19 protein-coding genes are annotated in these 25,626 nt (G+C 41.2%); 2 read left to right on the forward strand and 17 right to left on the reverse strand.

The window, feature by feature from the left end; all coding sequences use genetic code 11:
- Positions 1 to 243: 243 nt before the first annotated feature.
- Entirely contained in the window at positions 244 to 723 is a 480-nt protein-coding gene (locus R2Q94_RS11260) for a GNAT family N-acetyltransferase (protein WP_316821560.1), read from the forward strand.
- 40 nt (positions 724 to 763) lie between these two features.
- Here R2Q94_RS11260 and obgE read toward each other — a convergent pair whose 3' ends face one another.
- The 3 genes from obgE to R2Q94_RS11275 form a co-directional block, all read right to left on the reverse strand.
- Positions 764 to 1,771: a GTPase ObgE gene (gene obgE, locus R2Q94_RS11265; protein WP_316821562.1), complete on the reverse strand. Its 1,008-nt coding sequence runs from the start codon at positions 1,769 to 1,771 to the stop codon at positions 764 to 766.
- Between the two features lie 115 nt (positions 1,772 to 1,886).
- Positions 1,887 to 2,456: an adenylate kinase gene (locus R2Q94_RS11270; RefSeq protein WP_187667452.1), complete on the reverse strand. Its 570-nt coding sequence runs from the start codon at positions 2,454 to 2,456 to the stop codon at positions 1,887 to 1,889.
- Positions 2,457 to 2,891: 435 nt separating this feature from the next.
- Positions 2,892 to 4,103, reverse strand: a complete 1,212-nt coding sequence (locus R2Q94_RS11275) for an MFS transporter (protein WP_316821563.1) — start codon at positions 4,101 to 4,103, stop codon at positions 2,892 to 2,894.
- An 88-nt stretch (positions 4,104 to 4,191) separates the two neighbouring features.
- Here R2Q94_RS11275 and R2Q94_RS11280 point away from each other — a divergent pair, with 88 nt between their 5' ends.
- Entirely contained in the window at positions 4,192 to 5,043 is an 852-nt protein-coding gene (locus tag R2Q94_RS11280; RefSeq protein ID WP_316821564.1) for an AraC family transcriptional regulator, read from the forward strand.
- Between the two features lie 91 nt (positions 5,044 to 5,134).
- Here the strand turns inward: R2Q94_RS11280 and R2Q94_RS11285 are convergent, their stop codons facing one another.
- The 14 genes from R2Q94_RS11285 to R2Q94_RS11350 form a co-directional block, all read right to left on the reverse strand.
- A complete protein-coding gene (locus R2Q94_RS11285; protein ID WP_316821565.1) occupies positions 5,135 to 6,466 on the reverse strand; it encodes a hypothetical protein in 1,332 nt (443 codons plus the stop codon).
- Between the two features lie 146 nt (positions 6,467 to 6,612).
- Positions 6,613 to 7,848, reverse strand: coding sequence for a TlpA disulfide reductase family protein (locus tag R2Q94_RS11290; protein WP_316821566.1), 1,236 nt, complete (start codon positions 7,846 to 7,848; stop codon positions 6,613 to 6,615).
- Positions 7,848 to 9,281 carry a PKD-like family lipoprotein gene (locus R2Q94_RS11295; protein ID WP_316821567.1) on the reverse strand — a complete coding sequence of 478 codons (1,434 nt, stop codon included), beginning with the start codon at positions 9,279 to 9,281 and terminating at the stop codon, positions 7,848 to 7,850. The genes R2Q94_RS11290 and R2Q94_RS11295 overlap by 1 nt, the downstream gene beginning before the upstream one ends.
- 27 nt (positions 9,282 to 9,308) lie before the next feature.
- The gene (locus R2Q94_RS11300) at positions 9,309 to 9,986 is read right to left on the reverse strand and encodes a DUF4843 domain-containing protein (RefSeq protein ID WP_316821568.1); all 678 of its coding nucleotides are present in this window, start codon (positions 9,984 to 9,986) and stop codon (positions 9,309 to 9,311) included.
- 10 nt (positions 9,987 to 9,996) lie between these two features.
- Positions 9,997 to 11,406, reverse strand: a complete 1,410-nt coding sequence (locus R2Q94_RS11305; RefSeq protein WP_316821569.1) for a RagB/SusD family nutrient uptake outer membrane protein — start codon at positions 11,404 to 11,406, stop codon at positions 9,997 to 9,999.
- 9 nt (positions 11,407 to 11,415) lie between these two features.
- Positions 11,416 to 14,805 carry a SusC/RagA family TonB-linked outer membrane protein gene (locus tag R2Q94_RS11310; RefSeq protein WP_316821570.1) on the reverse strand — a complete coding sequence of 1,130 codons (3,390 nt, stop codon included), beginning with the start codon at positions 14,803 to 14,805 and terminating at the stop codon, positions 11,416 to 11,418.
- 216 nt (positions 14,806 to 15,021) lie between these two features.
- Positions 15,022 to 16,377, reverse strand: a complete 1,356-nt coding sequence (locus R2Q94_RS11315; RefSeq protein ID WP_316821571.1) for a FecR family protein — start codon at positions 16,375 to 16,377, stop codon at positions 15,022 to 15,024.
- A 154-nt stretch (positions 16,378 to 16,531) separates the two neighbouring features.
- The gene (locus tag R2Q94_RS11320) at positions 16,532 to 17,113 is read right to left on the reverse strand and encodes an RNA polymerase sigma-70 factor (protein ID WP_316821572.1); all 582 of its coding nucleotides are present in this window, start codon (positions 17,111 to 17,113) and stop codon (positions 16,532 to 16,534) included.
- 125 nt (positions 17,114 to 17,238) lie between these two features.
- Positions 17,239 to 19,575, reverse strand: coding sequence for a glycoside hydrolase family 3 N-terminal domain-containing protein (locus R2Q94_RS11325; RefSeq protein WP_316821574.1), 2,337 nt, complete (start codon positions 19,573 to 19,575; stop codon positions 17,239 to 17,241).
- 135 nt (positions 19,576 to 19,710) lie between these two features.
- Positions 19,711 to 20,637, reverse strand: coding sequence for a bestrophin family protein (locus R2Q94_RS11330; protein WP_316821575.1), 927 nt, complete (start codon positions 20,635 to 20,637; stop codon positions 19,711 to 19,713).
- 23 nt (positions 20,638 to 20,660) lie between these two features.
- Complete coding sequence (locus tag R2Q94_RS11335) at positions 20,661 to 21,158, reverse strand: hypothetical protein (protein ID WP_316821576.1); 498 nt, start codon at positions 21,156 to 21,158, stop codon at positions 20,661 to 20,663.
- A 120-nt stretch (positions 21,159 to 21,278) separates the two neighbouring features.
- The gene (locus R2Q94_RS11340) at positions 21,279 to 22,628 is read right to left on the reverse strand and encodes a HAMP domain-containing sensor histidine kinase (protein ID WP_316821577.1); all 1,350 of its coding nucleotides are present in this window, start codon (positions 22,626 to 22,628) and stop codon (positions 21,279 to 21,281) included.
- Positions 22,628 to 23,305, reverse strand: a complete 678-nt coding sequence (locus tag R2Q94_RS11345; RefSeq protein ID WP_316821578.1) for a response regulator transcription factor — start codon at positions 23,303 to 23,305, stop codon at positions 22,628 to 22,630. The genes R2Q94_RS11340 and R2Q94_RS11345 overlap by 1 nt, the downstream gene beginning before the upstream one ends.
- 114 nt (positions 23,306 to 23,419) lie before the next feature.
- On the reverse strand, positions 23,420 to 25,618 hold the full coding sequence (locus tag R2Q94_RS11350) for a B12-binding domain-containing radical SAM protein (RefSeq protein WP_316821579.1): 2,199 nt from the start codon (positions 25,616 to 25,618) through the stop codon (positions 23,420 to 23,422).
- Positions 25,619 to 25,626 lie beyond the last annotated feature (8 nt).

Below are 25,626 nucleotides of genomic sequence, written 5' to 3' on the forward strand. Positions count from 1 at the left end.
TGAAAAATGATACACTGAGCGGTTTATTTTCAAAGAAACACCTAGGGACAAAAATCAAGATACCTTAAAAAGGAGCGCTACCAACTATTATACATCCCGGAAAACCCATATCTTAATTAAAACCATATCCTAATGCTTTCAATTGTTGACCATAGAATTATTTTTTAAAGCAAGAAAACAGTCCATTTCAAGCTCAACCGAAATTGGCTGAATAACAAATTTACAGGGGGGAGTCATTATACCATGAATACGAACATACACTTGAGCAGAACAAATCCTGATCATTTAGATTTCAGGAAGTTAATTGCACTTTTAGATGAAAATCTAAGTGAAGCCAATGGCGCATCACAATCTTTTTTTTCTCAGTTTAACCAAACAGATGAGATCAAACATGTGGTCATCGCCTACGAGGAAGGCGTTGCCATAGCCTGCGGTTCTATAAAAGAATATGAACCGGGAACCATGGAATTGAAACGGATGTTCGTACATCCTGAATTCCGAAATCGTGGAATTGCCTCAGAAATCCTGTTACATCTGGAAAAATGGGCACATGAAATGGGTTATGAAAAATGCATTCTGGAAACTGGCATGAAGCAGAAAGAAGCAGTGATTCTCTATGAGAAAAGAGGCTACCAGCGAATACCAAATTACGGTCAGTATGAAAACATAGCCGAAAGCATTTGCATGGAGAAGCAACTAAAAGACCTTTCTATTGCCATTTGAGCAAGAGAAAGGTCTTTGTATTAATTGGCTGAAAATAGTTTTAAACTACTTCTGCATTAATGGATTCCCATAACATATCTTTTAATTCTGTTAAGCCTTTTTGCGCAACAGAAGAAATGAAGATCGATGGCACATGGGCAGGAATTTCCTTTTTCATTTCTGCGGTCAGTTCTTCATCCAGCATATCGGATTTGGTGATGGCCAATAAATGAGGCTTTTGCATCAATTCCGGATTGTAATCTTTCAGCTCTTTTTTAAGAATTTCGTATTCTTCGGCAATGGTACGGTGCGTATCTGCAGGAACCATAAACAGCAATACAGAGTTTCTTTCGATATGGCGTAGGAAACGGAATCCCAGTCCTTTACCTTTTGAAGCTCCCTCAATAATTCCAGGAATATCTGCCATTACGAAGGACTTACCAGCACGGTAAGCTACGATACCCAGGTTTGGAACCAATGTGGTAAAAGGATAATCCGCGATTTCTGGTTTTGCTGCCGACAATACAGACAGCAGAGTTGATTTACCTGCATTCGGGAAACCTACCAGACCTACATCGGCCAAAACTTTTAATTCCAGCACCATCCATTGCTCTTTACCAGGTTCACCCGGTTGTGCAAAACGAGGGGTTTGCATGGTTGGCGTTTTAAAGTGCCAGTTTCCTAATCCACCACGACCACCAGGGGTTAGAATTTTAGTCTCTCCATCCTGAGTAATTTCGAAAAGTACCTCACCTGTTTCCGCATCTTTAGCGATCGTTCCCAGGGGTACGTCCAGAATTTCATCCTTACCAAATTTACCTGAAGAGGTACCACTTGATCCTGGCTGACCATCCTGTGCGATGATGTGTTTACGGTATTTTAAGTGAAGTAAAGTCCAGAATTGAGAGTTCCCACGGAGTATGATGTGTCCACCGCGTCCACCATCACCACCATCAGGACCACCTGTAGAAGTGCGTATATCACGATGCAAGTGTGCAGAACCTGACCCTCCCTTACCTGAGCGACAGCATATTTTAACATAATCTACAAAATTCGAACCTTGCGACATAACCTTCTTTTTTTAAAATAAAAAAGCCGACTTAATAGCCGGGCTTTTGCGGTCCTGCTTAATAACAGCACCAAATTTATGATAAACCTACCGGTTTTCCGGCAGGTCTTTTTTATTAATACTGATCAACAACCGCACGTAACTCGGTAAAGATCGCATCGATATTACCGATACCGTTTACTTTACTTAGTTTACCTTGTGCTTCGTAATACGGCAAAACATGAATGGTTTTGCTGAAATACTCGTCAATTCTTTTTTGCAGTTTATCTGCCTGATCATCCGCACGACCACTTTCCAACTGACGTTGAGCGATACGTTTGGTTAATTCTTCCTGATCCACATCTAAAGCAATTACACCTGCAATATTGCTGCCTTTGCTCTCTAAAAATTCATCCAGTGCAATCGCTTGTGGAACTGTACGTGGAAAACCGTCAAAAATAAAGCCTTTAGCTTCCGGGTTTTTATCCACTTCTTCTTCCAGCATGGCGATGGTTATCTCATCAGGAACCAATTGTCCGTCTGCGATCAACTCACTTACCTTCTGCCCTAGTGGGGATTGATTTTTAATGTGAGCCCTAAAAAGGTCACCTGTTGAAATGTGAATCAATTGATACTGATCGATCAATTTCTGAGATTGAGTGCCTTTGCCTGCACCCGGTGGGCCAAAGAGAACAAAATTAAGCATTTGGTTTGTCTTTAAAATTAGAAAGTTTCCTGCTTTCGCATGAAAACTTTAGTTTCATGTTTAGTGTAATTATTTAATGATCCCTTCACAAATTCCAACCCGGCAAATCCACCTGGGAGACAAAAAGATTTCAAATCATCTGTTCATTCTGCCTTCAAAATCAACCTGTCATTTTGAAGACCCTTTCTAGAGGATTCAAGGTTAAAACTGAAGCTTTCCTAAAGAATTCAGCAATTTTAGCTCGAATTACCTGTTTTAAAGTTCAAAACAAGTAAAGTCCTTTTGAGGTTGCAAATATATAATTATTAATTTAGTATAGTTAATTTTTGACAAATTCTTAGCCATGAATTTGATGTTTATGTGAATTTTAACCGGAAACATCGTGTAAAATTAACACTATGGTGTTTCAGGCCTAAATCTCCCTTAACAAAAAGCTCAAATGGCGGATGATTTTGCCGGAATTAAGACACCTTTCGCTCTTGCTGAAAAAAGTACAATCATCAGTGCCATACTACTCCATGCCAGCATCTGCCAGGTGGCTCCATCCCAGCCTCCAAACTTCCAGGCCAGTAAACCGCCATAAGTTCCTACCGCAGCACCGATAAAATAAGTGGTCATATAAATCGTGTTCAGCCTGCTGTGTGCCTGTTCGTCCAGACTATAAATTCTGGTGAAATTGGTGATTTGTGTGGCTTGTACCCCAATGTCCAGGAAAAATACGCTGAGGATTAGCACAGAGATCGAGAATGGGAACAGTTTGATCAGGACAATACTGCCTATCACCATAGAAACCGTGATCAACAACGATTTGTATACGCTCCCTTTATCGGCGAGCTTTCCAAAATATGGAGCTACCAGGGCACCGCCAATGGCAATCAGGCCAAACATTCCAATCGTTCCGCTATGAAAATTCAAAGGCGGAGCACTCAGATGAAAAGTTAGCGTGGTCCAGAATGAACAAAATACACCAAAGGTAAAAGCACCGAGAATAGCTGCCTGACGGAGGACCTTGTATTCTTTGATCAATGACAAGGTCGATTTGAGTAAACTGCCATAGTTTCCTTTGAATTTAGCAGGAGCTTCGGGTAGGTATATTTTCAACAACACTGTCATGATCAATACCATGAAAGCGGAAAGTCCGAATACAGAACGCCAGCCAAACCATTCGGTAAGCAATCCCGCCAGTACCCTGGCTCCTAAAATCCCAACCAGAATTCCACTGAAAACTTTACCTACCGTAGCTCCTCTATTTTCCTTTCCTAAAGTCGCGGCCATAGGGAGGATAATTTGTGCAGGAGTAGAAAACAGTCCGACGAAGAAGCTGAGTACAGAGATTTGTAAAACTGAGCTGGAAAGACTGGTTAAAATCAGCGTTAAACAAAGCAATGCCGCCAATAAAATGATCAGGTTCTTACGGTTTACTTTATCGCCTAATGGCAACAGAAAAAACATCCCCAATCCGTAGCCCAGCTGGGCAATCATAGAAATTTTGCCGATTTCACTTTCGGAGGCCTGCATCGTGACCGCGATTTCTTTGAGAATAGGTTGGTTATAATACACGTTTGCTACTATAATACCTGCAGAAACTGCCATTAAAGGAATCACTCCAGCGTGTATCTTTGTACTTTGATTGGGATTGGCTAACATAATAGATCATTTGATGAATGCTGCAAAGCTATCTTCAGGCGATCCTATAAAATGGTAGATATTCATCTTATACTAGTAAAAAGTAACTGTGAAAAGATTTATTCAGCATGAGGCCTTATTTGTGAGGCATTTTGAAACGGAAAAATGGCCCTTTCCTTTGCACAACCATGACCATTATGAACTGGTATTTATCCATTCCGGAAAAGGTATACATTCCCATAATCAGGTAGATCAGGCTTATTCTGGCAGAACTTTATTCCTGCTGGCTCCCCAGGATGCACATATTTTTGAGATCGAAGCGCTTACAGAATTCAGCGTATTGAAATTCAACAATCTATACCTGGAAGGGCTCTCAAATGAAAAGAATTCTACAACATGGAAGAAACTACTGGATCATTTACTGGCCATTGCCGCTACATATGATACCTGTCTGGTAAAATCGGAAGCAGATTTGATCAAGATTGAGCAATTGATGCAATTGATTGTACAGGAATGGGAAGCAAATTGCGGAACAGGGAATGATGTCATGTTTCATTTGATACGGGCAGTCTTCAGTATACTCAAAAGAAACGCGATTGGAAACATTATTCCAAGCCCCTCTTCCAATGGCGATCTGGTGATTTCTATTATTGAATTTATCCATGCACATATTCAGGAACCGGAGGCTTTAAAACTGAATGTTTTAGCACTTCATTTTAATTTCTCGCCAAATTACCTGAGTAGTTTATTTAAGCGGCAAGTGAAGGTTTCTATTAAGCAATACATTGATGATTACAAGTATAAACTCATTGAAACACAGCTAAACTCTGGTGGGAAGATTAAAAAAGAAATCAGTAATGATTTTGGTTTTAATGATTTGAGTCATTTCCTGAAGTTTTTAAAAAAGTATGCGGATGCCGGAGAGGCGATTTTGAAAAGGAATGACAATGGGCTCATCTAATATTCAGGCTGTTTCAAAATAGAAACAGCCTGTTGATCAGGAAGGATTCATGGAAACATCCTTGATGACCATTATTTTGGGCTTACATTCTTTACAGAATCAGTTTAATCTTCGCCGGAAATAAACGCTCAGGATCTCCAAACAATGCACAACTTTCTGCCAGCACTGCATCTGAGAGTTTGACTTTAGCATTGAACACTACTTTTCCTTTATACATCAGTTTTACTTTCTTTGAAAGGTCCATCAATTTTGGGCTTAAAAAGATAGAGATCTCTCCTTGTTTAACTGCAGCTGATTTCAGCCCCTCCCCATCCTGTAATTTTACCTCCAGATTGATGGTATTGTTACTTTTATCCATCTGAATGTCAAACACTGCACGATCCAATTCCTCTCCTTCTTTTAATCCAAGAGCTTTGTCGATGCTGATGTTATAAAATCCATTCCGGTACCTGCCATCCATAGGAAACAATACCCAGCTTAATGCTGCTGGCTGAGGATTTCTGACATGTTGAATCAAATACGGGGTAGTTTTGGTATAATCTATCCCATGTCCTTTTCCGGCCTGTAATTCAATTTTGTGGGTAAAACCGGTTTTATAAACCCTCTGTAAGCTATCGAAAACGACTTTGGCACGGTTAGTTAATTTGTTTCGGCCAAAACCATTGTCATTTTCTCCAGTTTGAAAAGAGAAAGCGATGTTTCTGTAGTTTAATACGGGCGCATTTCTTAGTGGTTCTCCTCCTGCCATCGGGCCTGCACCGGCCAGATAATCGGCGTAAAATGCACCTAAACGCTGACTACCATATCCACCTTCAGAGATCCCCATCACATAGATTTTGTTCGCATCTACCTTTCCGCTGATCATTGCCAGACGGAACAACTTTTCCCAGGCATATTGTTCTGGCTTAAACCACCAGCGGTAACGTCTTTCGTTTGGAATCTGTGGAATGAAATAAATGGCCGGTGCATCTTTGTACCTTAGGCTCCATCCGATAGTCGCATTAAACTCTGCTATTTTTGGTCCGGAACCATGGAGGTTAAGGAACAGGGGATAACCTGTTGAGGGTTGATCTTCCTTACTGAAATAATAAAATGGCATGGGATCCTCTGCTTTCATTTGCCATTGATGAACCGGATAAGCTTTGAGTTCCGGCTTCGCCATGATTGGCTCAGGCAATTCACTGAGGTCGGTATTTGCTTTTTTCCATAGTGCCCAAATGCGTTTAGCCGACTGGTCTAATTGGGAAATTTTAAGCGGAGTCCCCTGACCTGGGTATCCCATCACTGACTTCTCATATTGCTCAATGTTTTTCTTAAAATAGCTTAGCGTTACGCTGTCTGAGGGAGCGGCCTTTTTGGCAGGAGAGACTTGCCAGTTTCCAGCGAAAAAGGCCAGAAGTAATAGATATTTATTGAATTTCATATTGTGTTTAAGTGTTTTAAATTATGTTCTTTTAATTAAGGTTGTTCAATCCGTCGTTCCCGGGTTCAGCATCTGCTGAATACCGGATTTAGGTACTCAGTCCTTTTTAGGATGTCTGATCAATCAATTGAGGTAATTTCAAAATCTTACAACTTCAAAGCAGTTTCAATCAACACATTGACTTCTTCAAAAGCGGCATCCGTTGCCCCTGTAAAACCACTGAGTGCATACCTTACATTCCCAGCTTTGTCGATGACGAATTTGGCTGGAATACCCGCGACTTTATATTTCTTCGTCAGTTCATAGGCACCGGATTTCTGATCATCCATTAGAATCTGAAAGGAAAACCCCTTATCCCTGATAAAACCGTCAACCTGTTTTCTTCTTTTTTCCAGATCCTTTTCTTTTTCTAAAGTATTGATGAAAAGAAATACAACCTCAGGATGATTTCTATATTTATCAACTGCTTTTTGCATGGCAGGAAAGGAAGCCACACAAGGTCCACACCAGGTTGCCCAGAAGTCTAGAAACACCACTTTTCCTCTAAGGTCTTCCAGGGAGACCGTTTTCCCGGATAGATCGGTCAGCGCAAATAATGGTGCCGGATAATTCACCTGCTGACCTGCCAGACTGATTTCTTTGTCTTTTCTCAGGTGTTGAAATAAAGTTTCCAGATGTGCTGGAAAATCTTTTTCTGATTTCCCTAAGCCCATCCAGCTTTCTTTCAGGGCCATTTTCAATTCCTCATCTGCCACACCTTGTTTGATGATGTCTTCCAACATTCTGGAAGCCTCCAAATACGCTTTGTTCTTTTGAAGAATCAGGGCATAGGTTTGCAGATCTGAATTTTTCATCAGATCCGGACTACTGATTGGTTTGATATAGTCCAGGGCCGCTTTATATTGTCCTGTTCTGTACAACAAATTCGCATAAGCGGTTTGATAAGCATAGTATGGTGCTGTTCCGGTGGCACTTTCTGCAATTTTCAATTTTAATACGGCAGTAGCCTCATCGATATTCTTTTTATTAAATGCTGTTTTTGGTAAAGCCGCATAGCCCTTATGTCTTAGGTTCGCATCCTGGATCTGAGCCACATAGGCCAAAGCGGACTCATCTTTAAATTTTATGAGTTGATTGGCCGCATCCAGAATGGCCAGATCCTGAAAGAAAGTCAGGCCAGAATTGTTCATTTGAGCAAAGCTTTTCATACTTTTCTCAAAGGCCAGTTTAGTAGCTTCCGCTGTTTCCTGTCTACCAACATTTCCCATTAAGCCATGCAGTCCGGATTTCCCCTCCTCTGCTTTTTTCATGGGTTTATCCTGTGCATAAATATTACCGCTGATGCTCCCCAACAATAACCAGATCATCCATTGTTTTTTCATTATTTTCTATTTTTAAACTCCAGAAAAACAGGCTTATTCAAATCCTTATACTCTTTTGTAAAGGTCTGATCCGTAAAACCACCCAGTCCATCGATAGAGAAAGTATATACTTTTCCAGTGTTGTTGTTATAGGTTCCTACAGCCAGCGTTCTGTTGTTATCTGGATAACCCACCCAGGTACTATGGCTTTGCTTCAAACACATCGCAGTAATTTCTTCTCCAGCGAGAAAAGTGTAGATGATTTTAGCGCTATTTTTTTCAATGTCCAGCAGGTAAATATGGTTATCTACGGCATAGTACAGGTGCATATACATTCCTGAAAAAGCAAACAATTTTGCATTTTTTAGAGAAGGAGCGGCGCTGACATTGTGCAGTGCAGCAGCCCCACCAGGATTCAGCCGGTAGATGTAATAGGCATCACCATCATTGTCTTTCATGAGGTAATTGTAATTTTCAGCAGGTGCTTTTCCCGCAGCAACAAGTACCTTCCCAATCTGGTTCATGTTAAAAGCTGCATTTGAAGGAACAGAAAAAGTAAATACCGCGTTATTCGAATAATTCAGGAACTTTTGATTTTTAGTATCATAAAGTATCCCTGTATCATTAGATCCAGGCGAATAAACAAACCTGGAGATCTTATGATCTCCACCTAAAGGAGCTCCGAACCTCAGGTCCACCTGTCCACCATAAAAACTTCCATTCGTGACCATGAATGTGGCAGAACCAAAGGTATTATAGAGGTAATTTTCCGGCCGTATCGGTTCTGGTTTTGAAACGAACCAATCTTTGGCATTTTGAATTTTCAGAAAGCTGGCATAATTCACACGAACGGCATCTTTTTCTGATAGAATAATGATGTTCTGGGAGGAATTAAAAAAAGTTGCCAGCACTTTAATGGAAAAAGCTCCTTCCGGTAAATGTTCAGCATTTGCGGTCCGGTAAATGTCGCGGACAATCGTTCCATTGGCGTTCAGCAAGTCGATATCCCTACTTTTATCTGCCTTTTCATTGATCACCAGCCAACCTTCACTCAACTTACTGCTGACTTCCATAAAGAACTTTTTAAAATAAGACACACCGGTTTCCGTATCCGTCACCGTATAGAGTAGCGTATATTTATCAGGCTTAAGGCCTATTGCTACATTTAGGTTCTTTTGAGTACTTAAGGTCTGGGCGCTGGAACCGCCCAAAGGCGCTGTATACAGGTAAGCTGACCATTTATAAATCAGCCTGCTTTCTGGAATCGGTTGAGTTTGTATGATCAAAGGGCTCATTTTTGCCGTATCAAACTGCAAAACATTGATGGTATCCTTCGCATCACTTTTCATACTGATTTTGTTGATCTCATGGAGATCATAATTGCCTTTATCCTTATAGCAACCTGTCAGCGCAAGGCCTGCCAGGAGAATCAGGCTTAACATATATTTTTTCATGATTAGCATAAATTTGGAGATAAATAATTAGGGGAATCTAACCGGAACCTTATTTTCGTCGAGCAGTTCAGTTCCATTTTCCCGTAAGTAATTGGCGACATAATTTCTACCGACTCCTCGGATGTAAATGAGATTTTCCACTCCGATATTACTGAACTCAGAGAAACCTGTTTCCCTGATGATCAGTCCGTATTTTACCTGGCTATAGGGCCCAAATCTAATCTCATCCCAAAAACTTGGTTTGGACAGGAAGTTATTCAATCGAATTAAAAAGGTCTGGAGTTCCTTTGTTCCAGGTTTAAAATCGCTGGACGAACCAAGTGTGATCCAGATTCTACCTTCGGTTTTCCGCAATTCCTCCGTTTTAATTACTTTCACCATTAGTGTGCCCACACTGCTATTTGCTGGAATAAATACAGGAAGCAATTCATAGTTTGCCGTACTTACCGTTGTTTTTTCTGGGATGACCCCATAATTAACGACCCTATCTTTTGGAGCAGTCAGCCCCATAATCCGCAGTGGTATTTTAATCGTATCGTAAGCAACATTTTCTTCTTTAACCGCAAAAGAGTAAACTGTACTGTCCCCATTTTGCTTATACATATTGATGCTGGCCTCCAGTTCGTAAGGCATTAATTTTTCTTTCTTGCAGGCGGTTTGAAAAAAAGCAAAGGCAAGAAGAAACAGGTAAATTATTTTTTTCATCTTTCAGGTCTTATTGAGGATTAAATTCAATTTCATCTAAAGGTTTAGGGAAGACATAAACCGCGGAGTTTAATGCTTTTCCATAACCATTAATTCTGGCAGTATTGGTCCGTTTGTAATAAAAGAACAGTTGTCCTTCCTGACAGAATTCCTTTCTATATTCTTTAAAAATTTCGGTTTGAATTTTTGCAGGATCAAAATCCGCGGAAAGTTCTGCTACACCTCTGTTTTTCCTGATCGAATTGAGCATTTTGATCTGATCTGACGGATTGGTTGCACTTTCTGCAGCGATATAGAACATTTCTGAAAGACGGATTAAAGGGATTCTTTTGATAAACATGCTATTCGTCTGTATGTCATCCTGAAGGTATTTCACAGGTAGATCCGGGACTGTTCCACCATAATTTTTCCAAAGAAAGACCCTTCTGAAATCGGTGCTACTGCCTTCAAAGAGTTCGCTGATAAAGGTAACTTTATTGGTTAGCACGTTATTTTCTGCAGCCGCAGCCGCGGTAAACAACTGATCATTTATCCCTTTAAGATCGGACATGTAGATCCCAAAAAGGTGCTCTGACACAAAAGTGCGACTGGGTGTACTACCCGCTAAAGTGGCACGGTCTACAAAAGGAAATAGTTTACTGTTGTTGATGATCAGGCTGGCTTTTTCATAAGCGTTGACATGATCGCCTTTATACAGGTATATCCTGGCCATTAATCCATTTGCCGCCCAGTAATTAAAATGATTGCGCGTATGGGAAAGAAAGGGATCCGCCTGGCCGTAAACCACTGATTTGTTTACTGCCAATAGGTTTGTGGCTTCCTGAAGGTCCTTTAAACAAGAATCAATGAGGGAAGTCCCAGAGATTGCAGGTCTGACTTTCATGTTAAAACCACTAACATAAGGGATAGATTTCTGATCTAGGCCTTCTAAAGGTACTGGTCCGAATGCCCGCAATAAATCGAAGTGTAAAAAAGCCCTTAAGCCCAAAGCTTCGCCTTTTACCAATTCATAATTATTTCCGGTAAAGACCTTTCTTTTGGCATCTATGGCCTCCAGCAGGTTATTTATATTGGCAATGGCACTGTAAGAATTGCGCCAGAAACCGTCGATCGTTGACTGGACCCTGCCATCTGTATATTCATATAAACCCGCCTTATTGTAATTATGGCTGGAAGCAGCAACATCGTAATACTGTGCAAAAACGTCCATGGTCCCCATAGTAAACTCTTTGGCATACAAGGCAGGTGAAGCCAGCTGAAGGTAAACCCCTGTTAATGCATCTTTAAATCCCTGTTCATCCTCAAAAAGCACACTTTCGCTGACATTGGTTTTCGGCTTTACGTCCAGCCATTTTTTGCAACCGGTACAGGCAATTAAAACGATGCAAAGTGCTATTGTCATTTGTTTAATAGTGTTCATGGTCCTGAATTAAAAAGTGGTATTTAAACTAAAGGTGAAATTTCTGGCGAAGGGATAGGATAATCCTCGTTCAATCCGGATGGTCGACAGCTGCAGTATATTATTGGCCTGTAACCCAAAACGGGTGTTTTTGAGGTTCCATTTAGAGCTGATTTTATCCGGCAGGATATATCCGAAAGAGATACTGGTAAAGTTCAGGTAGTTATTTTTCTGCATGAACCTGGAGGTGACATTGGTTTTACTGGTCACCGGTTTGCCTTCTAGAGTGGTTAATCCTTTGAAAAAGGTAACATCTCCCGGCTGCTTCCAGCGTTCTAGAAACACCCTTTCGTCTACATTGAGGGAGATATCTGCATTTTCCACACTATTAGCCAGGGTATTATTGTATTGCTTTGCGCCAAGCTGGTAACTGAAATAGGCCCCAAACTGGAATCCTTTATAGGTAAGGTTAGTGCCCAGATTTCCGCTGAGTTTTGGCAATTCATCACCCACCACCACTTTATCTACAGGGTTCCAGATATAGGTTAATTTTCCATCACGATCGTAATACACCTCCATACCGGTACTTGGATCAATACCTGCAGACCTTACGGCCCAAATTGCATTTACGGATTGTCCCTCCTGATACCTTGGCAATGGTCTGGTCTGCTTATTTTTATCCGCCATCGCATCGTTCTGTTCATTCATTTTCTTTAATGAATTAGAGATCCTGAGGATTTTATTTTTGTTGTTGATGCCGTTGACAAACATACTCCATGAAAGAGAATTGGCATTTGGTTTAATCAAAAAGGCGGTTAGACTTCCTTCGATACCTGTATTCCCCAGCTTACCCATATTTTCTTTATAAGAACTTAGGCCTAATGATGGAGGTGTACTGATGTCTAACAACAAATTATCAGTCCTCTCAAAATAAGCATCCAGCCTTAGCTGTAAACGGTCCTGAAAAAGAGAAACATCTGCTCCAAGATTTGTTTTATTGGTTTGCTGCCATTTTAAATTGGGATTCCCGTAGCTCATTAAATTTGCGCCATACATCCCCAGGTAATCCTGTCCCGTATTGTAGGTATAAGTCGTGATCGCCATAAATGGAGAAAACTGCTGACTTCCGGTAGTTCCTATACCACCACGTAATTTAAGCCGATTCAGCACTGGTTTCAGGCGCGCCATAAATGCTTCCTCATGTAAATTCCAGCCGAGTCCTATGGCCCAGAACGGAGCGAACCTATTCATTTCTCCGAATTGAGTAGAACCATCTACGTTCAGCGCCAGGTCAAAAAGAAAACGCTTATCGAAAGTGTAGTTGAAACTGGCAAAAGAAGAAATCCTTCTGGTTAGATTATCCTGTCCACTTGGACGACTGCCTTTCTGAAATTCTTTTCCAAAAAAGACTTCATCCAGTCTGTTATTTGGAAATCCACGCACCAAAATTCCTGTAGACTCACTATGTTGCTGCGCCGCAGATGCCCCAATTGTTGCATAAACCACGTGTTTACCGAAAGTCTTATTGTAGTCGGCGGTAAGGCTCCCATCATAATTAAAAAAAGTACTGTTGTTTTTGGCATAACTTCCCCTGCTGGTATAGTCATCCGAATTGTAGTCGCTGATTCTGGAAAAAGAGGTATGGTCTGCAGGAAGGAAATTATTGCTCTCGTCATTTTGGCTGGAAAAACCAAACTTACCAGTCAGTCTAAGTCCGCCATCAAAACGCCATTCCAAAAAAGTATTGTTACTGATCCCGGAATATTTAGAGTTACTCACTGTTCCCAGATTTGCATTGTACAATGGGTTTCCGATCTGGGAGGTGGTATTGTAACCTGGATCTACAATATCTTCCAATGATTTTTTAATATTACCTTTGGCATCATAAGGATTCCAGTAAGGATTTAACCTGGAGTAATCTCCAAAACTACCATAAGGAGAATTGTCGGATTTATTGGCGCTTACGCTGAGTTGGTTCCTCACCATAAACTTGTTTTTACGATAAGAAAGTGACATACCGCCGTCGTAGGTTTGACGACCGGAACCTTTCATTACCCCTTTATTATTCCCATAACCGAAGTTGATGCCATATCTGACAAACTGATCTCCACCTTCTACATACAAACCTTGTCTGGTACCAATTCCTGTTTGCAGGGGTTGCGACAACCAATAGGTATCTACCCCTCTTGCAATTTCCGCCCTTCTATTTGCATAGCGTTGATCCAGCACGGTCTGGGCCTGTGGAATTGAGCTGAAATACAAGCCACCTACCCTTTCCAGTTCTAATTTATCTTTTGCATTGAGCAGATGATAAGAGCTAAGATCCGGGCTGGTCAGCTGAAGTGTACTGCTGTAGTTAATGGTCAGTTTACCGGCCTGAGGTTGTTTGGTTTCTACCACAATTACACCGTTTGCGGCACGTGCACCATAAGCAGAGGTGGCTACCGCATCTTTCAGGATGGTAATTTTTTCTATGCGGGTGATATCGAGATCATATATTTTCTGCAGGCTGACTTCAAACCCATCCAGCATAAATAAAGGCATACTCGGATTAGATTGGTAAGCGGCCATGAAATCTGCTCCTGAAGAAGGAATTTCTCCATTTTCGCCAATTGCTTGTCCGGGGAAGTTATTTGTCCCTCTCAAACTGATTTTTGGCAATCGGTTAGGGTCACTACCGAACTCCATATTATCAGGAACGCGGATTGCCGGATCAAATACTTTAATGGCATCAAACACATTCATGGCGTTTACCGTACGCAGGTCGGCACCCTTGATCGTGGTTGCGGCTCCTGTAAAGTTCTCCGTAGGTCTGGAGTATAATCCGGTGACAACCACACTGGAAAGTTCGGAAACCGACTGTTCCAATTTCACATTGAGCGTTGTTTTATTCCCTACTTTTTCTTCTTTGATTTTATAGCCAATAAAGCTAAACACCAGTATTTCTCCTGGTTTAGGTACTTCAATCGCATACTCCCCTTTGCTATCGGTGCTCTTCATCAGGTTGGTCCCTTTAACCTTTACGGTTACCCCGGGAATGGGGTTTCCAGAAAAATCGGTTACCTTCCCCTGTATGGTGACCGGGTCTGCGGTATTCTTTTCTGTAGCGTTTCCCGGGACTTGCTTTGGGCTGATCACTATGTTTTTATCTTTCCGGATGTAAGTGAGGTTTTGGGCGGCGAGGATTTGATTTAATACCTCATGCAATGGTTTCTTTTTGAAATTCACATTCATTCTTTGTGCATCATGAACTTTAGAAGATTGATAGAGCACATAAAAACCGGTTTGTTTAGTGATTTCGTCGAAAACTTCCTTTAGTGAGGCATTTTGTTTGGTATAGGTCAGTTCTTGCGCAAAACTGCTTGCTCCCACCTGTGCCATAAAGAAAGTCATGATGAATACGATCAGGCTAAGCCTCATAATAATTTGTCGTTTTAGTATTGGTTCAATACGCAATGACGAGACAGGAAGGCAGGCGAATTGCCTCCAGCTGTGCAGATCACAAAATTTCATATATTTGTTTAGGTTGAATTGTAAAACTTATTGGTTCGAAACAGATAGGTCCGCATGAAGATCAGAACCGGGGATGTTAGTCGCATCACCGGTTCAACCTATTCTCATGCTAGTCAGGTAGCTTTATTTCATGACGATAATTCTCCTTTCTTCGATTTTAAAGTGCACACCTCCGGTTAATTCCAGAGCTTCCAATACACTGGAAACGGCTTCAAATCTGGATACACGACCAGAAAAAACCTGATCAGGGCTGATCTGATCGCGGTAAACGATCTCTACATTGTACCATCTGCTGAGTTTCCTCATGATACTTTCCAGAGGTTCATCGTTAAATTTGAAATATCCGTTTTTCCAGGCGGTAGCTTCTTCGACATCAGCATTTTGCACCTGAATTGCAAGGGTATTCAGGCTATGATTTTGATTTATATTTGGTTTTTGGTTTTGAGTTCTTCCGGAACGAAGCACACTTTGTTGTCCGGGGCTAAGGATTTTGAAATTTCTGGTATTGCTGAGGGAGACCATTACGGAACCTTTCAACAAGGTCGTTTTAAGCCTTGATTCCTCAGCATAGGCGTTCACATTAAAATGTGTTCCGAGTACTTTAATTGTCTGGGGACCGGATTTAACGAAGAAAGGTTTTTCGGGCTGGTGGCTAACTTCAAAATAGGCTTCTCCGCTGAGTTCTACCAATCGTTGACTGGCCTCAAACTGTTCCGGATATTTTAAAGATGAAGCAGCATTGAGCCAAACCTTAGTTCCATCGGAAAGGATGATTTGGTATTGTCCTCCTTTAGGGGTACTAATGGTATTGAGCGCTTGAACCTGGGTTCCGGGTCTCCCTGAATCCTTTGTTTCCTGCTTTCCTAAGATTTTGGTACCATCATTATAGCTCAGTTGGCTGGCCGTAATCACGACCGCTTCTTTACTTTCATTTAAATTGATCCGGCGGCCATCTGCCAGCGTAATCACTGCACGATTGCCACCGGGAGAGGCATCATAAACGATATCAGTTTTGCTTTTGGAAGTGTTTTTTTGTGGTGGATAAAGGTATATACCAATGGTTAAAATGAGGACAATTACTGCGGCGGCTTTAAAAATAAGGCCATTGCTCCAATTTCTCAGATTCCTACTGTTCAGGAAAGGCCTGGTATTTTGAGTATGCTCAGATTCAGATGAAAGGCTTTCGGCTAATAAATAGTCCGCTTCTGAGGCGTGGAGTTCCTGATCAGAAGAAATCCCCTTAGGCAATTTATAAATCTTATCCAGCGTTTCCTGCTTTCTGCTGTACCTGCCCATTTCTATGAGCGCCTTAATTTGTTGTTCAGGATCCATTAACTCTTCTAAGAGTTGTTTATTTTCCTCCTTACGCGCTAACCATTCCGACAGGTCTTGCTGTCCAGATGCAGTAAGTGTTCCTTCCCGCTGACGATTGATTAAATAAGTGATATAGGTTGCTTCGCTTACTTTGTGGCGATCCATACTACTGGTGTTTTCTAATAACACTGAGCGGCAGGAAAAAAGTACCAGTCAAAAAAACAAATACTCACAAAGAACTAAAATACAGCTGATTAAATTAAAAAACAGAATAAGTAATGAGCTAGGCCTCATTTACGACTGGGATGAGCAGGTGTAGTTATTTCAAGAGGCAGGCATAAAGTAAGAGGAAGTAAAATGCATCTTTAGTAATTGCTCCCCTCAGAATGGAAAGTCCCCGGTGTTTATGATTTTTAACCGTTTGTAGGGATATGCCTAATTTATCCGCGATTTCCGGATTTTTTAAATCCTCGATAAATGACATTTTAATCACCTGTGCACATTGTGCGGGGAGTTTATCTATGGCGCGATAGATTTCAGCCCATACATCTGCCCTGATCATGTTGTTCAGGAAGGTGTTTTCGATCATATCAGTTGTCACCGCATAACGGTCTTCCCTGGCTTTTAGGTTTTCTAATGACTTGGCATGCGTAAAACAGGCATTCGCTGCAGCGCGATACAGGTAAGCCTTTAGGTGTTCGGCATCATTAAACGCAGTATTTTGCTGCCATAATCTCGAAAATAGTCCAGCAATGATGTCCTCAGCTTGATTTGTGTCCCTCACATATCGCTCTGCGAAAAAGCAAAGCGGTTCATAATACAGGTTATAGATACTGGTAAATTCCTCTTTATTTCCCAAATCAATGGGTATAGGCGATTGCAGCTCTAAGTCTTGGTTCATGGTTCAGGAAGCGGAGGTTAAAGGCGGTTATTTTTGTTAGAAAGGTATCCCGCTTTAAAAATAGCTAAATATGTGATTAACCCAAACTTCATATGGGATTAATGTGGACCTGTCGCATAAAATTATCAGGGCAATTGTGCCTCTAGTTTAAGCTCATTGGAATTCCCACCGATGAGGATTGTAAATTCGCTGTTTGGCTCAAATACCTTTTTCATTTGCCTATTGATGATAGATAGGTCAGATTTTGACAATTTAAATTCGATAATTTTTGAGGCACCGCGCTTCAGGTGGACACGTTCAAACTTTTTTAGTTGCTTTATAGGCTGGGAAATGGAAGAAAACCTGTGTTTAAGGTAAAGCTGGGCGACCTCATCGCCATCATAGTTCCCGGTATTGCTCAATTGAAAAGAAATCAGGTACGCTACCGAATCCTTTTCCTTTAGGATTTTCAGGTCGCTATACTCAAAAGGGGAATAGCCCTTTCCATATCCAAATGCGTAGCGTGGTGTAGCAGGCGCTTCTACATAATGGTGATCCTGTGTACTTTTCTTGTTGTAATGAACAGGCAATTGCCCTACATTTCCTGGAACAGAAATTGGCATTTTTCCTCCGGGGTTATAGTCTCCGAACAATACCTCAGCAATTGCGGTTCCCCCCTCTTGTCCGGGATACCATGCACAGAGTAAGGCATCTGCATTTTCTGCCGCCCAGTTCATGTTTAAAGGACGTCCCTGAATGTAAATGACCACCAGTGGTTTACCTGTTTTCTTTAGTTCTTTCAGCAATTCCAATTGTTTTCCAAGCAGATCAAGGCTGGAACGATCAAAACCTTCTCCACTTTCCATATCAGAAATGTTGTCTTTTGAAGCAACTGCAGCGCCGGTATTCAGGTATTCTGTTTTAAAATCGCGGGCGCTGGAACCGCCAACTACGGCGACTACCACATCGGACTGCTCCGCAGCCAGTACGGCTTCCCGAATGCTCAGGTTACTGGTATCACGAATGGCACAACCTTTCACATAACTCACATTGGCTTCTGGCAATTTTGCTTTGATTCCTTTGAGTACAGTAATGACCTCTCCATCTCGTTGCGGAGCGGTATAATCTCCCAACATGTTATAGACATTATCCGCATTAGGTCCTACTACTGCGATTTTCATTGTCTTTTTAAGGGGAAGCGTCTCTTTTTTATTTTCCAGCAGCACAATTGACTCGAGGGCCAGCTGTCTGGCTACCTGAATATTTTCTTTGGTTTTCAGTTCTTTTTCAGCCTTTTCAATTGACACATAAGGATTTTCAAACAAGCCCATTTCAAATTTCAGGGCAAGTACCCGATAAACGGCTTCATCAATTCTACTTTCTTGTAGTTCTCCATTTCTGACTGCAGCGATCAGATTAGGATAAGCATTTCCGCCCAGATCGGCATCCAAGCCGGCTTGCATTGCTAGAATCCCCGCTTGCTGATGGTCTTTAGCTATGCGATGGCTCCCTTTAATCCCTTCAATACTTCCTAAATCGGATATACTAAAACCTTTGAAATCCCATTCTTTATGAAGGATATCTGTGAGTAGAAATTCATTAGCGGAGCAGGGAATCCCATCAATAGAGTTGTATGCGGCCATTACAGATAAGGCGCCAGCAGCTATTGCGGATTGAAAGGCTGGTAGAAATTCGGCTCTCAGCTCCCTTTCTCCTACACTTGCGGCACTTCCGTTTTGTCCGCTTTCCGGGATTCCATAGGCAACAAAGTGTTTTAAAGTGGCTATGGTGGAATAGGGATGATTTAACTTTCCTGCACCTAATCCTTTTACCATGGCAGCAGCCATGCTCCCGGTAAGGATGGGATCTTCTCCATAGCTTTCCTCTACCCTTGACCATCTTGGGTCCCGGCTAAGGTCGAGCACTGGACCGTAACTGATGTGCGCTCCTTGCAGGCGAACCTCCTTTCCGGTGATTTCTCCCATCTTTTCGAGCAGGAGCGGATTCCAGGTAGCTGCCTGTCCGATTCCGGTTGGAAAAACCGTGGTGCCTATGGCCATGTGTCCATGTGGCGCTTCTTCTGCCAGGAAGATCGGAATACCTAATCTCGTGTTTTCTAGCACATATCTTTGAAGTGCATTCCCAGCTTTTGCCGCCAGTTTCGGGTTGAGTCCGTTGGCTATGGTTTTCTGCGTCCAGGGATCTGCGCGATAGGTTGCCCACAACATCCCGATGTTTTTCTGCTTGACAATATCTTTGAATTTTTGAGAGACGGTAACTTCGTTTCCATTTCTATCGTACATTTCCCAGCCTAGCGGGCATAAGAGTTGTCCGATTTTCTCTTCTAAGGTCATCTTACTGATCAGGTCATTTGTACGTGCAGCAACAGGTTGCTTTGGATCTTTGTAGATCGCTTTCTGTGCGGATGCGTTAATTCCTAACAGCAGGATGATCAAAGAAATGGGAAGAGAAACTTTATTCATAAGACTGGTTTATATTTGGCTCAATGGGTAGCTCAATATAAGTATCGTCAATAAAACACAATTATGCACTTTATTCAAAAAAAAAGCCCCTATCAATTTTATTAGAAAGGGGCTGAAATGCTAATTAGCACATCCTTATAAAATATAGTAAGAGCCAATTCCTGCTTTTTCCAGTTGTGGCAGATCTTCATATAAATTACTTTCATCAATCATTTGACACAAGTCTTTTTCGATGTTCCGACAGATGGTAGTTGTAGGTGTATCTGTAGGTTTATTCTCGAAAGGATCCTGGAGGTGGACAGCCATTTTTTCGACCAATAGAAAAAATGCTGCGATGGCGATGACCAGGGGGACCTCCATGTAACCAAAGTATTCTATCAGTCCGAATGGCAGCAGTATAATAAACAAATGAATGGACATGCTGATATATTTACTATAAGTAACAGGGAATACGGTATTTTTAATCCGTTCAGATCCTCCCATATGGTTACACAAAGCGGTGATACTTTTGCTAATTTCTATTTGCTGGTACTTATTGATCCAACCTTCATTTAACGCCCTTTTTAGATCCATTGCATGTAACTCTAACAATGCAACCGTCACATTTCGCTGGTTCTTCACAAAAAGCAACTCTTTCTTATCCAGGTATCGCTCGAGACCTTTATGCGCACTAAAACCTCTTAAATTCTGACTCAGTGCATTACACCAGGCGATTTGTCTTTTGATAAACCTGGTTTTGAACTGTTCCACTTCCACTACATCATAGGGGCTTTCTACAAATGATAAGATTTGTCTGGATATCGTTCTCGAATCATTCACAATGGCACCCCAGATGATTCGGGCTTCCCACCATCTATCGTAAGCCTGGTTGGAACGAAATGCCAGCAATAAGGAGATGATGGTACCTAAAAGCGCTGGAACTGCAATAGGGATAGAAATTCTGGTGACATGAAAATTCTGATAAAGGATCACAATTCCTAAAGAATAGGCAATTACAAAAAACAGCTCGGTTTTTATTTTTCCAAAAATGTAAGTCAGGGGTATATTGTTTCGTAAAAGCATCGTGAATGGGTTATGGTTAAAAACTAAACACTTACTACGCGCTTTCTTTCGGCTGGCATTTTGGTATCAAACAATCGTTCTTCGCCAGAGAATTCATGGATATCCAATTCTATCACTTCAGCACCGCAGCGTTTTGTCAGTAATCTGGGATCAATACTCGATTTGTGTATTGGGTTAAAATCATAGCCTTTTGGGTAAGCGATGCCATCTGCATTCATGCCATCAATGAAGTTTCTAAATGCGGCTACTGTGCTCCCATAAAAATATTCTACCCGCATCATTTGAATATCTTTTGGATATTTCGCTCTATAAGTATTCATCTTTTCACAAAATTCATCACTCAGCATTTCGTAATCTCTGCTCCTTCTACTTAACATGAGCATGTCCGTAATCGAATCTGAGAGTTTAAAGGCATGCATGAAAATGATGTTTAACATTTCAGGTTTGTTGGTTAACACCAGACTGTCAATAATTTTCAGACTTTCTACATTAAAATCGGTGGGTACTAATACAGTTTTCATAAGGCTTCTTGTTTTAATTCAATGATTAATTTGTTAAAACAAGTCTCGCCAAATGTTATTACAGACAAATTAGAGATACATTAAAATAGCATTAGAATTTCAGAAAGATCAAATAAAGGATCAGTTTATGGGAAGAATCACTTTAATTTCTGTTCCCACCTGTTCCTTAGAGCTGATCCCGATGCTCCCTCTATGTAAACGAATGATGTTCAGGGAAAGGGGTAAACCGATGCCATATCCTTTAAAATCTGTGGTATTGGATGCCCTGTAGAAAGGTTCGAAAATATGCTGTACATCACCTGGAGGAATCCCAATCCCCTGATCTTTTACGGCCACTGACAATACATTAGACTTACTTTCTAGTGTGATGAGTACAGTTTTATTATTGGAATATTTACAGGCATTGCTGACAATATTTGTGATGGCGAGTTTTAACAGGTTAAGGTTTGCTTTCACCGTGATTTGTTCTTCCTCTTCTGGTAGCTGACTAAAGTCTATTTCTATGATACTTTCGGGGTGTACCTGATTCACGGTGCGCTGCACATCCCAAATCAATTCATCCATTCTTACCTGTTCCCAGGGTTGGGTCTTCCCATTGAAGCCAGATTGCGCCAAACCTAGAAGACTGGTAAGGATATGCTCCAACCGATCTGATTCATCTTTTATCTTGCTCAGCGCTTTGTACCTATTGGTGCCGGTTGATTCCGCTTTCAGCTCCAGTTCGACTTCTGCACTGATAATAGTGAGTGGTGTTCTCAATTCATGAGAGGCATTACTGATAAAATTATTTTGCGTTTCAAAAGCGGTCTCCAATCTGTTTAACATGTTGTTAAAGGTTTGAGAGAGCTGTGCCATCTCGTCATTGCCTTGTACCTCCAGTCTCAGATGCAGGTTTTCCGCTTTTATCTTTTTCACACTTTTAATGATGTTTCTTAGGGGCGTCAGCATATAGCTCGAAAACTTCCAGCCCACTACAAAGGACATAATGATGGATAGGAAAAAACCTGCGATTAAAATTTTCTGTAAATCCTTTAATTCGCGAAATCCAAAAGGATCAATAGCGGAGACGATAATGATCTGTCCTTGCTGATCTCCCGCAAGGTACTTTCCTACATAAAAATGGTTTTCTGTACGATAGCGGGCTATTTTACCTTCGCTCAGTTTTTCGTAAAAGGTATTTGGGAGATCGACCCCTATTTTGGGATTGCCAATGTCTTTTTTTGCAATTACATATTCCTTTTCCTCCGGTAATCGTTCCAGGTATTGATTGCGGACTTTAGCATAGGCATTGTTGTTTTGATCTTCAGCACTCTTAATTTCCGCAGCGATATTCACCCTGGCTTCCAGCCTCTTATAAAAGTCTTCAAAAGCAAAGTCATTGGCAAAGTACCAGACAAAACCACTTAACAAAGAAATAATTACGGCAGATAGAATCGCGAAAAGCAGGGTTATTTTTTTAGCAATTTTCATTAAGCATCCTTTAAAACATAACCTAGTCCAATTGCGGTATGTATCAGTTTCTGAGTACCTGCTTTGTCTACCTTCTTACGTAGGTAGTTGACATAAACATCCACCACATTTGTACCCAGGTTAAAGTTGATGTCCCATACATTTTCAAGAATATCAATCCGGGATAGGATTTTTGATTTATTCTTTGCCATGAACTCCAATAAGCGGTATTCTGTTGCCGTTAAGGTAAGTTCTACATTGGCTCTTTTCACGGTTTTGGCCGATAAATTTATTTGTAAATCTGCAACGGTAATGATCTGGTCATTGACCTCTACACCGCTATAACGTCTAAGTAGCATCCTGATTCTTGCGAAAAGCTCAGCAAATTGAAAGGGTTTAATGAGGTAATCATCAGCACCATTGTCGAGACCATTGACCACATTTTCTGTGGTACCAAGTGCCGTGAGCATGATGATGGGTACGGTAGGTTTATTTTTCTTAATGATTTTACAGAGTTCCAGGCCATTGATCCCAGGCAACATGATGTCTAATATAATCAGGTCAAAATGATTTTTCATCGCCATCATTTCCCCGATTACGCCATCCGGAGCAATACTCACGTTGAACCCTTCGTCAATCAGTCCTCTCGAAACGACAGAAACAACATTGGGTTCATCTTCTACTAGCAATAAATTCATCCCTGAAAATATTCTAAAAAACACTACAAATCATCATGTTAAGGCTTAAAATATTAAAGCGCCCTGTTTTTTTAACATAACACAGACATTGCAGGCTTTATTTTGGATTTTGGTTTATAAAACCAACAGTCCGGCATCTCTTAAATTGTAAATTGGTTCTGAGTACCAGAACAATTCAAAGAGCTCCATTGTCTTTTCATAATCTGCTTTAATTTCCTGGAAGGTATATACCTGAGTATTGGAAACTGTTATTTTTTGCAGGATAGCCATCAGCCATTCTCCTTCCTTTTTACTGGTCTGGATGGAGAAGCTATCTTTTTTATCATGAAAAGTCAGGACCATTGTTTCCTGGGGCTTATTCTTCTTATACTTTGTAAAGAGTTCTGTATCGGGTTTCCCTCCTAACCACACCATTTTAGCTGTGGGTTTGGTATTGAGCTTACTTTCCTCTTTTATCGCATTTTCAATAAAATCTGCGGGGATCTCTGTTTTCGGAATTTTAAAATCGAACCAATCCTGTAATTTGTATTCGAAGCAAATGCCATGCATGAAATTAAACAGCGATTTCTTCAGGCCGAAACTGAACTTATTATGATCTATTCCTGTTTTATCAATATAGTTGATGTCATTATTGGCAAAGGTCCCGATCTCTTCTGTTTCTTTGACCACCCCAAATTTCTCCGGGTGTAAGCCAACCGGACTATGCGCGGTCATGGCAAACTGATGCCAGAAACCAGACTGCAGCACCCCTGCTTCGAACAATTGTCTGACCATTTCCAGACTATCTATTGTTTCCTGCACGGTCTGGGTTGGATAGCCATACATTAAATAAGCATGTACCAAAATCCCCGCCTCGGTCAGGTTTCGGGTTACCCGGGCCACTTGCTCTACGGTTACCCCTTTATCAATCAGTTTCAATAACCTGTCGGATGCCACTTCCAGTCCTCCGGAAACGGCAATACAACCAGAGGCTTTGAGTAGGATACATAAATCTCTGGTAAAGCTCTTTTCGAAACGAATATTGGTCCACCAGGTCACAGAGATTTTCCTTCTCAGGATTTCTAAAGCGACTTCCCTCATCAATGCCGGTGGGGCAGCTTCATCCACAAAGTGAAAACCATTCTGTCCTGTTTTTTCAGTCAGCTCTTCGATCCGGTCTACAATCAATTTAGCAGCAACAGGTTCATACACCTTGATATAATCCAAAGAGATATCACAGAAGGTACATTTTCCCCAATAACAGCCATGTGCCATGGTTAATTTGTTCCAGCGACCATCACTCCACATCCTGTGCATTGGATTTACAATCTCAATTACAGAAATGTATTGGTCCAGTTTTAAGTCACTATAATCTGGTGTCCCTACATCAAATTGTTTATAGTCCGTTCTGAGCGCATCATTTTTATACACCACTTCCCCATTTTCCAATAGGAAGGTCCTTTTATACAGATGAAATGCTCCGGGTTTTGTGATCGAATCATAGATCAGTTCAACAGGTAGCTCTCCATCATCCAGAGAAATAAAGTCGAAGAATTCAAAAACTCTTTTATCTGAAAGGGAGCGTAATTCGGTATTTGGAAAACCGCCACCCATTGCTATTTTAGTCCCGGGATGGTGCTTTTTTACATATTGTGCGCATCGGAATGCGGCATATAAATTTCCTGGAAAGGGAACGGAAATCAAAAACAATTTAGGTTGAATTGTGGCAATTTTCTCTTCCAGAATATCCATCAGGAGTTTATCCATATAGGTATATTCCTGATTTAAGAATTCATAAAGTTCATCAAATGAGTTTGCACTTCTGCCTAATCTTTCTGCATATCTACTAAATCCAAAATTCGGGTCAATACATTCGATGATGAAATCCGAGATATCTTCCAGATAGAGCGTGGCTAAATGTTTCCCTTTATCCTGGGTTCCCATTGTCCCGAATGCCCAGTCGAGTTCATCCAACTGCTCAAACCTTGATGCTTCCGGTAGGAAGTCCTCCTGACAAATCTGCAATGCCAGGGTTGGATTTTTGCCTTGTAAAAAAGCAATTACCGCATCGATGGTCTTTATATACTCCTCTTTTAAAGCTAAAATCCGTTTTGCATTTGCTCCTTTTGGCTGAGCATTTCTTTTCTCCGCATGAGAGAAAAGCGCCGTTAATCCCTTTCTGGAAAACAAGGCCAGGATCACTTCAATACCTAAATCTGCCTGAGTAGAGGAGATATTTTTAGTGTTCAAAAAGCCTTTGATATAAGCAGTTGCAGGATACGGGGTATTCAGCTGGGTAAATGGAGGGGTAACAAGGAACAGATCTGTTTTCAAAATGGATT

Source organism: Pedobacter gandavensis, from assembly GCF_032678465.1.
GTDB classification, from domain to species: Bacteria; Bacteroidota; Bacteroidia; order Sphingobacteriales; family Sphingobacteriaceae; genus Pedobacter; species Pedobacter gandavensis_B.

Excerpts from the sequence above, each read along its gene's own strand:
- R2Q94_RS11260 (WP_316821560.1), top strand. The coding sequence starts at position 244 with ATGAATACGAACATACACTTGAGCAGAACAAATCCTGATCATTTAGAT.
- obgE (WP_316821562.1), bottom strand. The coding sequence starts at position 1,771 with ATGTCGCAAGGTTCGAATTTTGTAGATTATGTTAAAATATGCTGTCGC.
- R2Q94_RS11270 (WP_187667452.1), bottom strand. The coding sequence starts at position 2,456 with ATGCTTAATTTTGTTCTCTTTGGCCCACCGGGTGCAGGCAAAGGCACT.
- R2Q94_RS11275 (WP_316821563.1), bottom strand. The coding sequence starts at position 4,103 with ATGTTAGCCAATCCCAATCAAAGTACAAAGATACACGCTGGAGTGATT.
- R2Q94_RS11285 (WP_316821565.1), bottom strand. The coding sequence starts at position 6,466 with ATGAAATTCAATAAATATCTATTACTTCTGGCCTTTTTCGCTGGAAAC.
- R2Q94_RS11290 (WP_316821566.1), bottom strand. The coding sequence starts at position 7,848 with ATGAAAAAACAATGGATGATCTGGTTATTGTTGGGGAGCATCAGCGGT.
- R2Q94_RS11295 (WP_316821567.1), bottom strand. The coding sequence starts at position 9,281 with ATGAAAAAATATATGTTAAGCCTGATTCTCCTGGCAGGCCTTGCGCTG.
- R2Q94_RS11300 (WP_316821568.1), bottom strand. The coding sequence starts at position 9,986 with ATGAAAAAAATAATTTACCTGTTTCTTCTTGCCTTTGCTTTTTTTCAA.
- R2Q94_RS11305 (WP_316821569.1), bottom strand. The coding sequence starts at position 11,406 with ATGAACACTATTAAACAAATGACAATAGCACTTTGCATCGTTTTAATT.
- R2Q94_RS11310 (WP_316821570.1), bottom strand. The coding sequence starts at position 14,805 with ATGAGGCTTAGCCTGATCGTATTCATCATGACTTTCTTTATGGCACAG.
- R2Q94_RS11315 (WP_316821571.1), bottom strand. The coding sequence starts at position 16,377 with ATGGATCGCCACAAAGTAAGCGAAGCAACCTATATCACTTATTTAATC.
- R2Q94_RS11320 (WP_316821572.1), bottom strand. The coding sequence starts at position 17,113 with ATGAACCAAGACTTAGAGCTGCAATCGCCTATACCCATTGATTTGGGA.
- R2Q94_RS11325 (WP_316821574.1), bottom strand. The coding sequence starts at position 19,575 with ATGAATAAAGTTTCTCTTCCCATTTCTTTGATCATCCTGCTGTTAGGA.
- R2Q94_RS11330 (WP_316821575.1), bottom strand. The coding sequence starts at position 20,637 with ATGCTTTTACGAAACAATATACCCCTGACTTACATTTTTGGAAAAATA.
- R2Q94_RS11335 (WP_316821576.1), bottom strand. The coding sequence starts at position 21,158 with ATGAAAACTGTATTAGTACCCACCGATTTTAATGTAGAAAGTCTGAAA.
- R2Q94_RS11340 (WP_316821577.1), bottom strand. The coding sequence starts at position 22,628 with ATGAAAATTGCTAAAAAAATAACCCTGCTTTTCGCGATTCTATCTGCC.
- R2Q94_RS11345 (WP_316821578.1), bottom strand. The coding sequence starts at position 23,305 with ATGAATTTATTGCTAGTAGAAGATGAACCCAATGTTGTTTCTGTCGTT.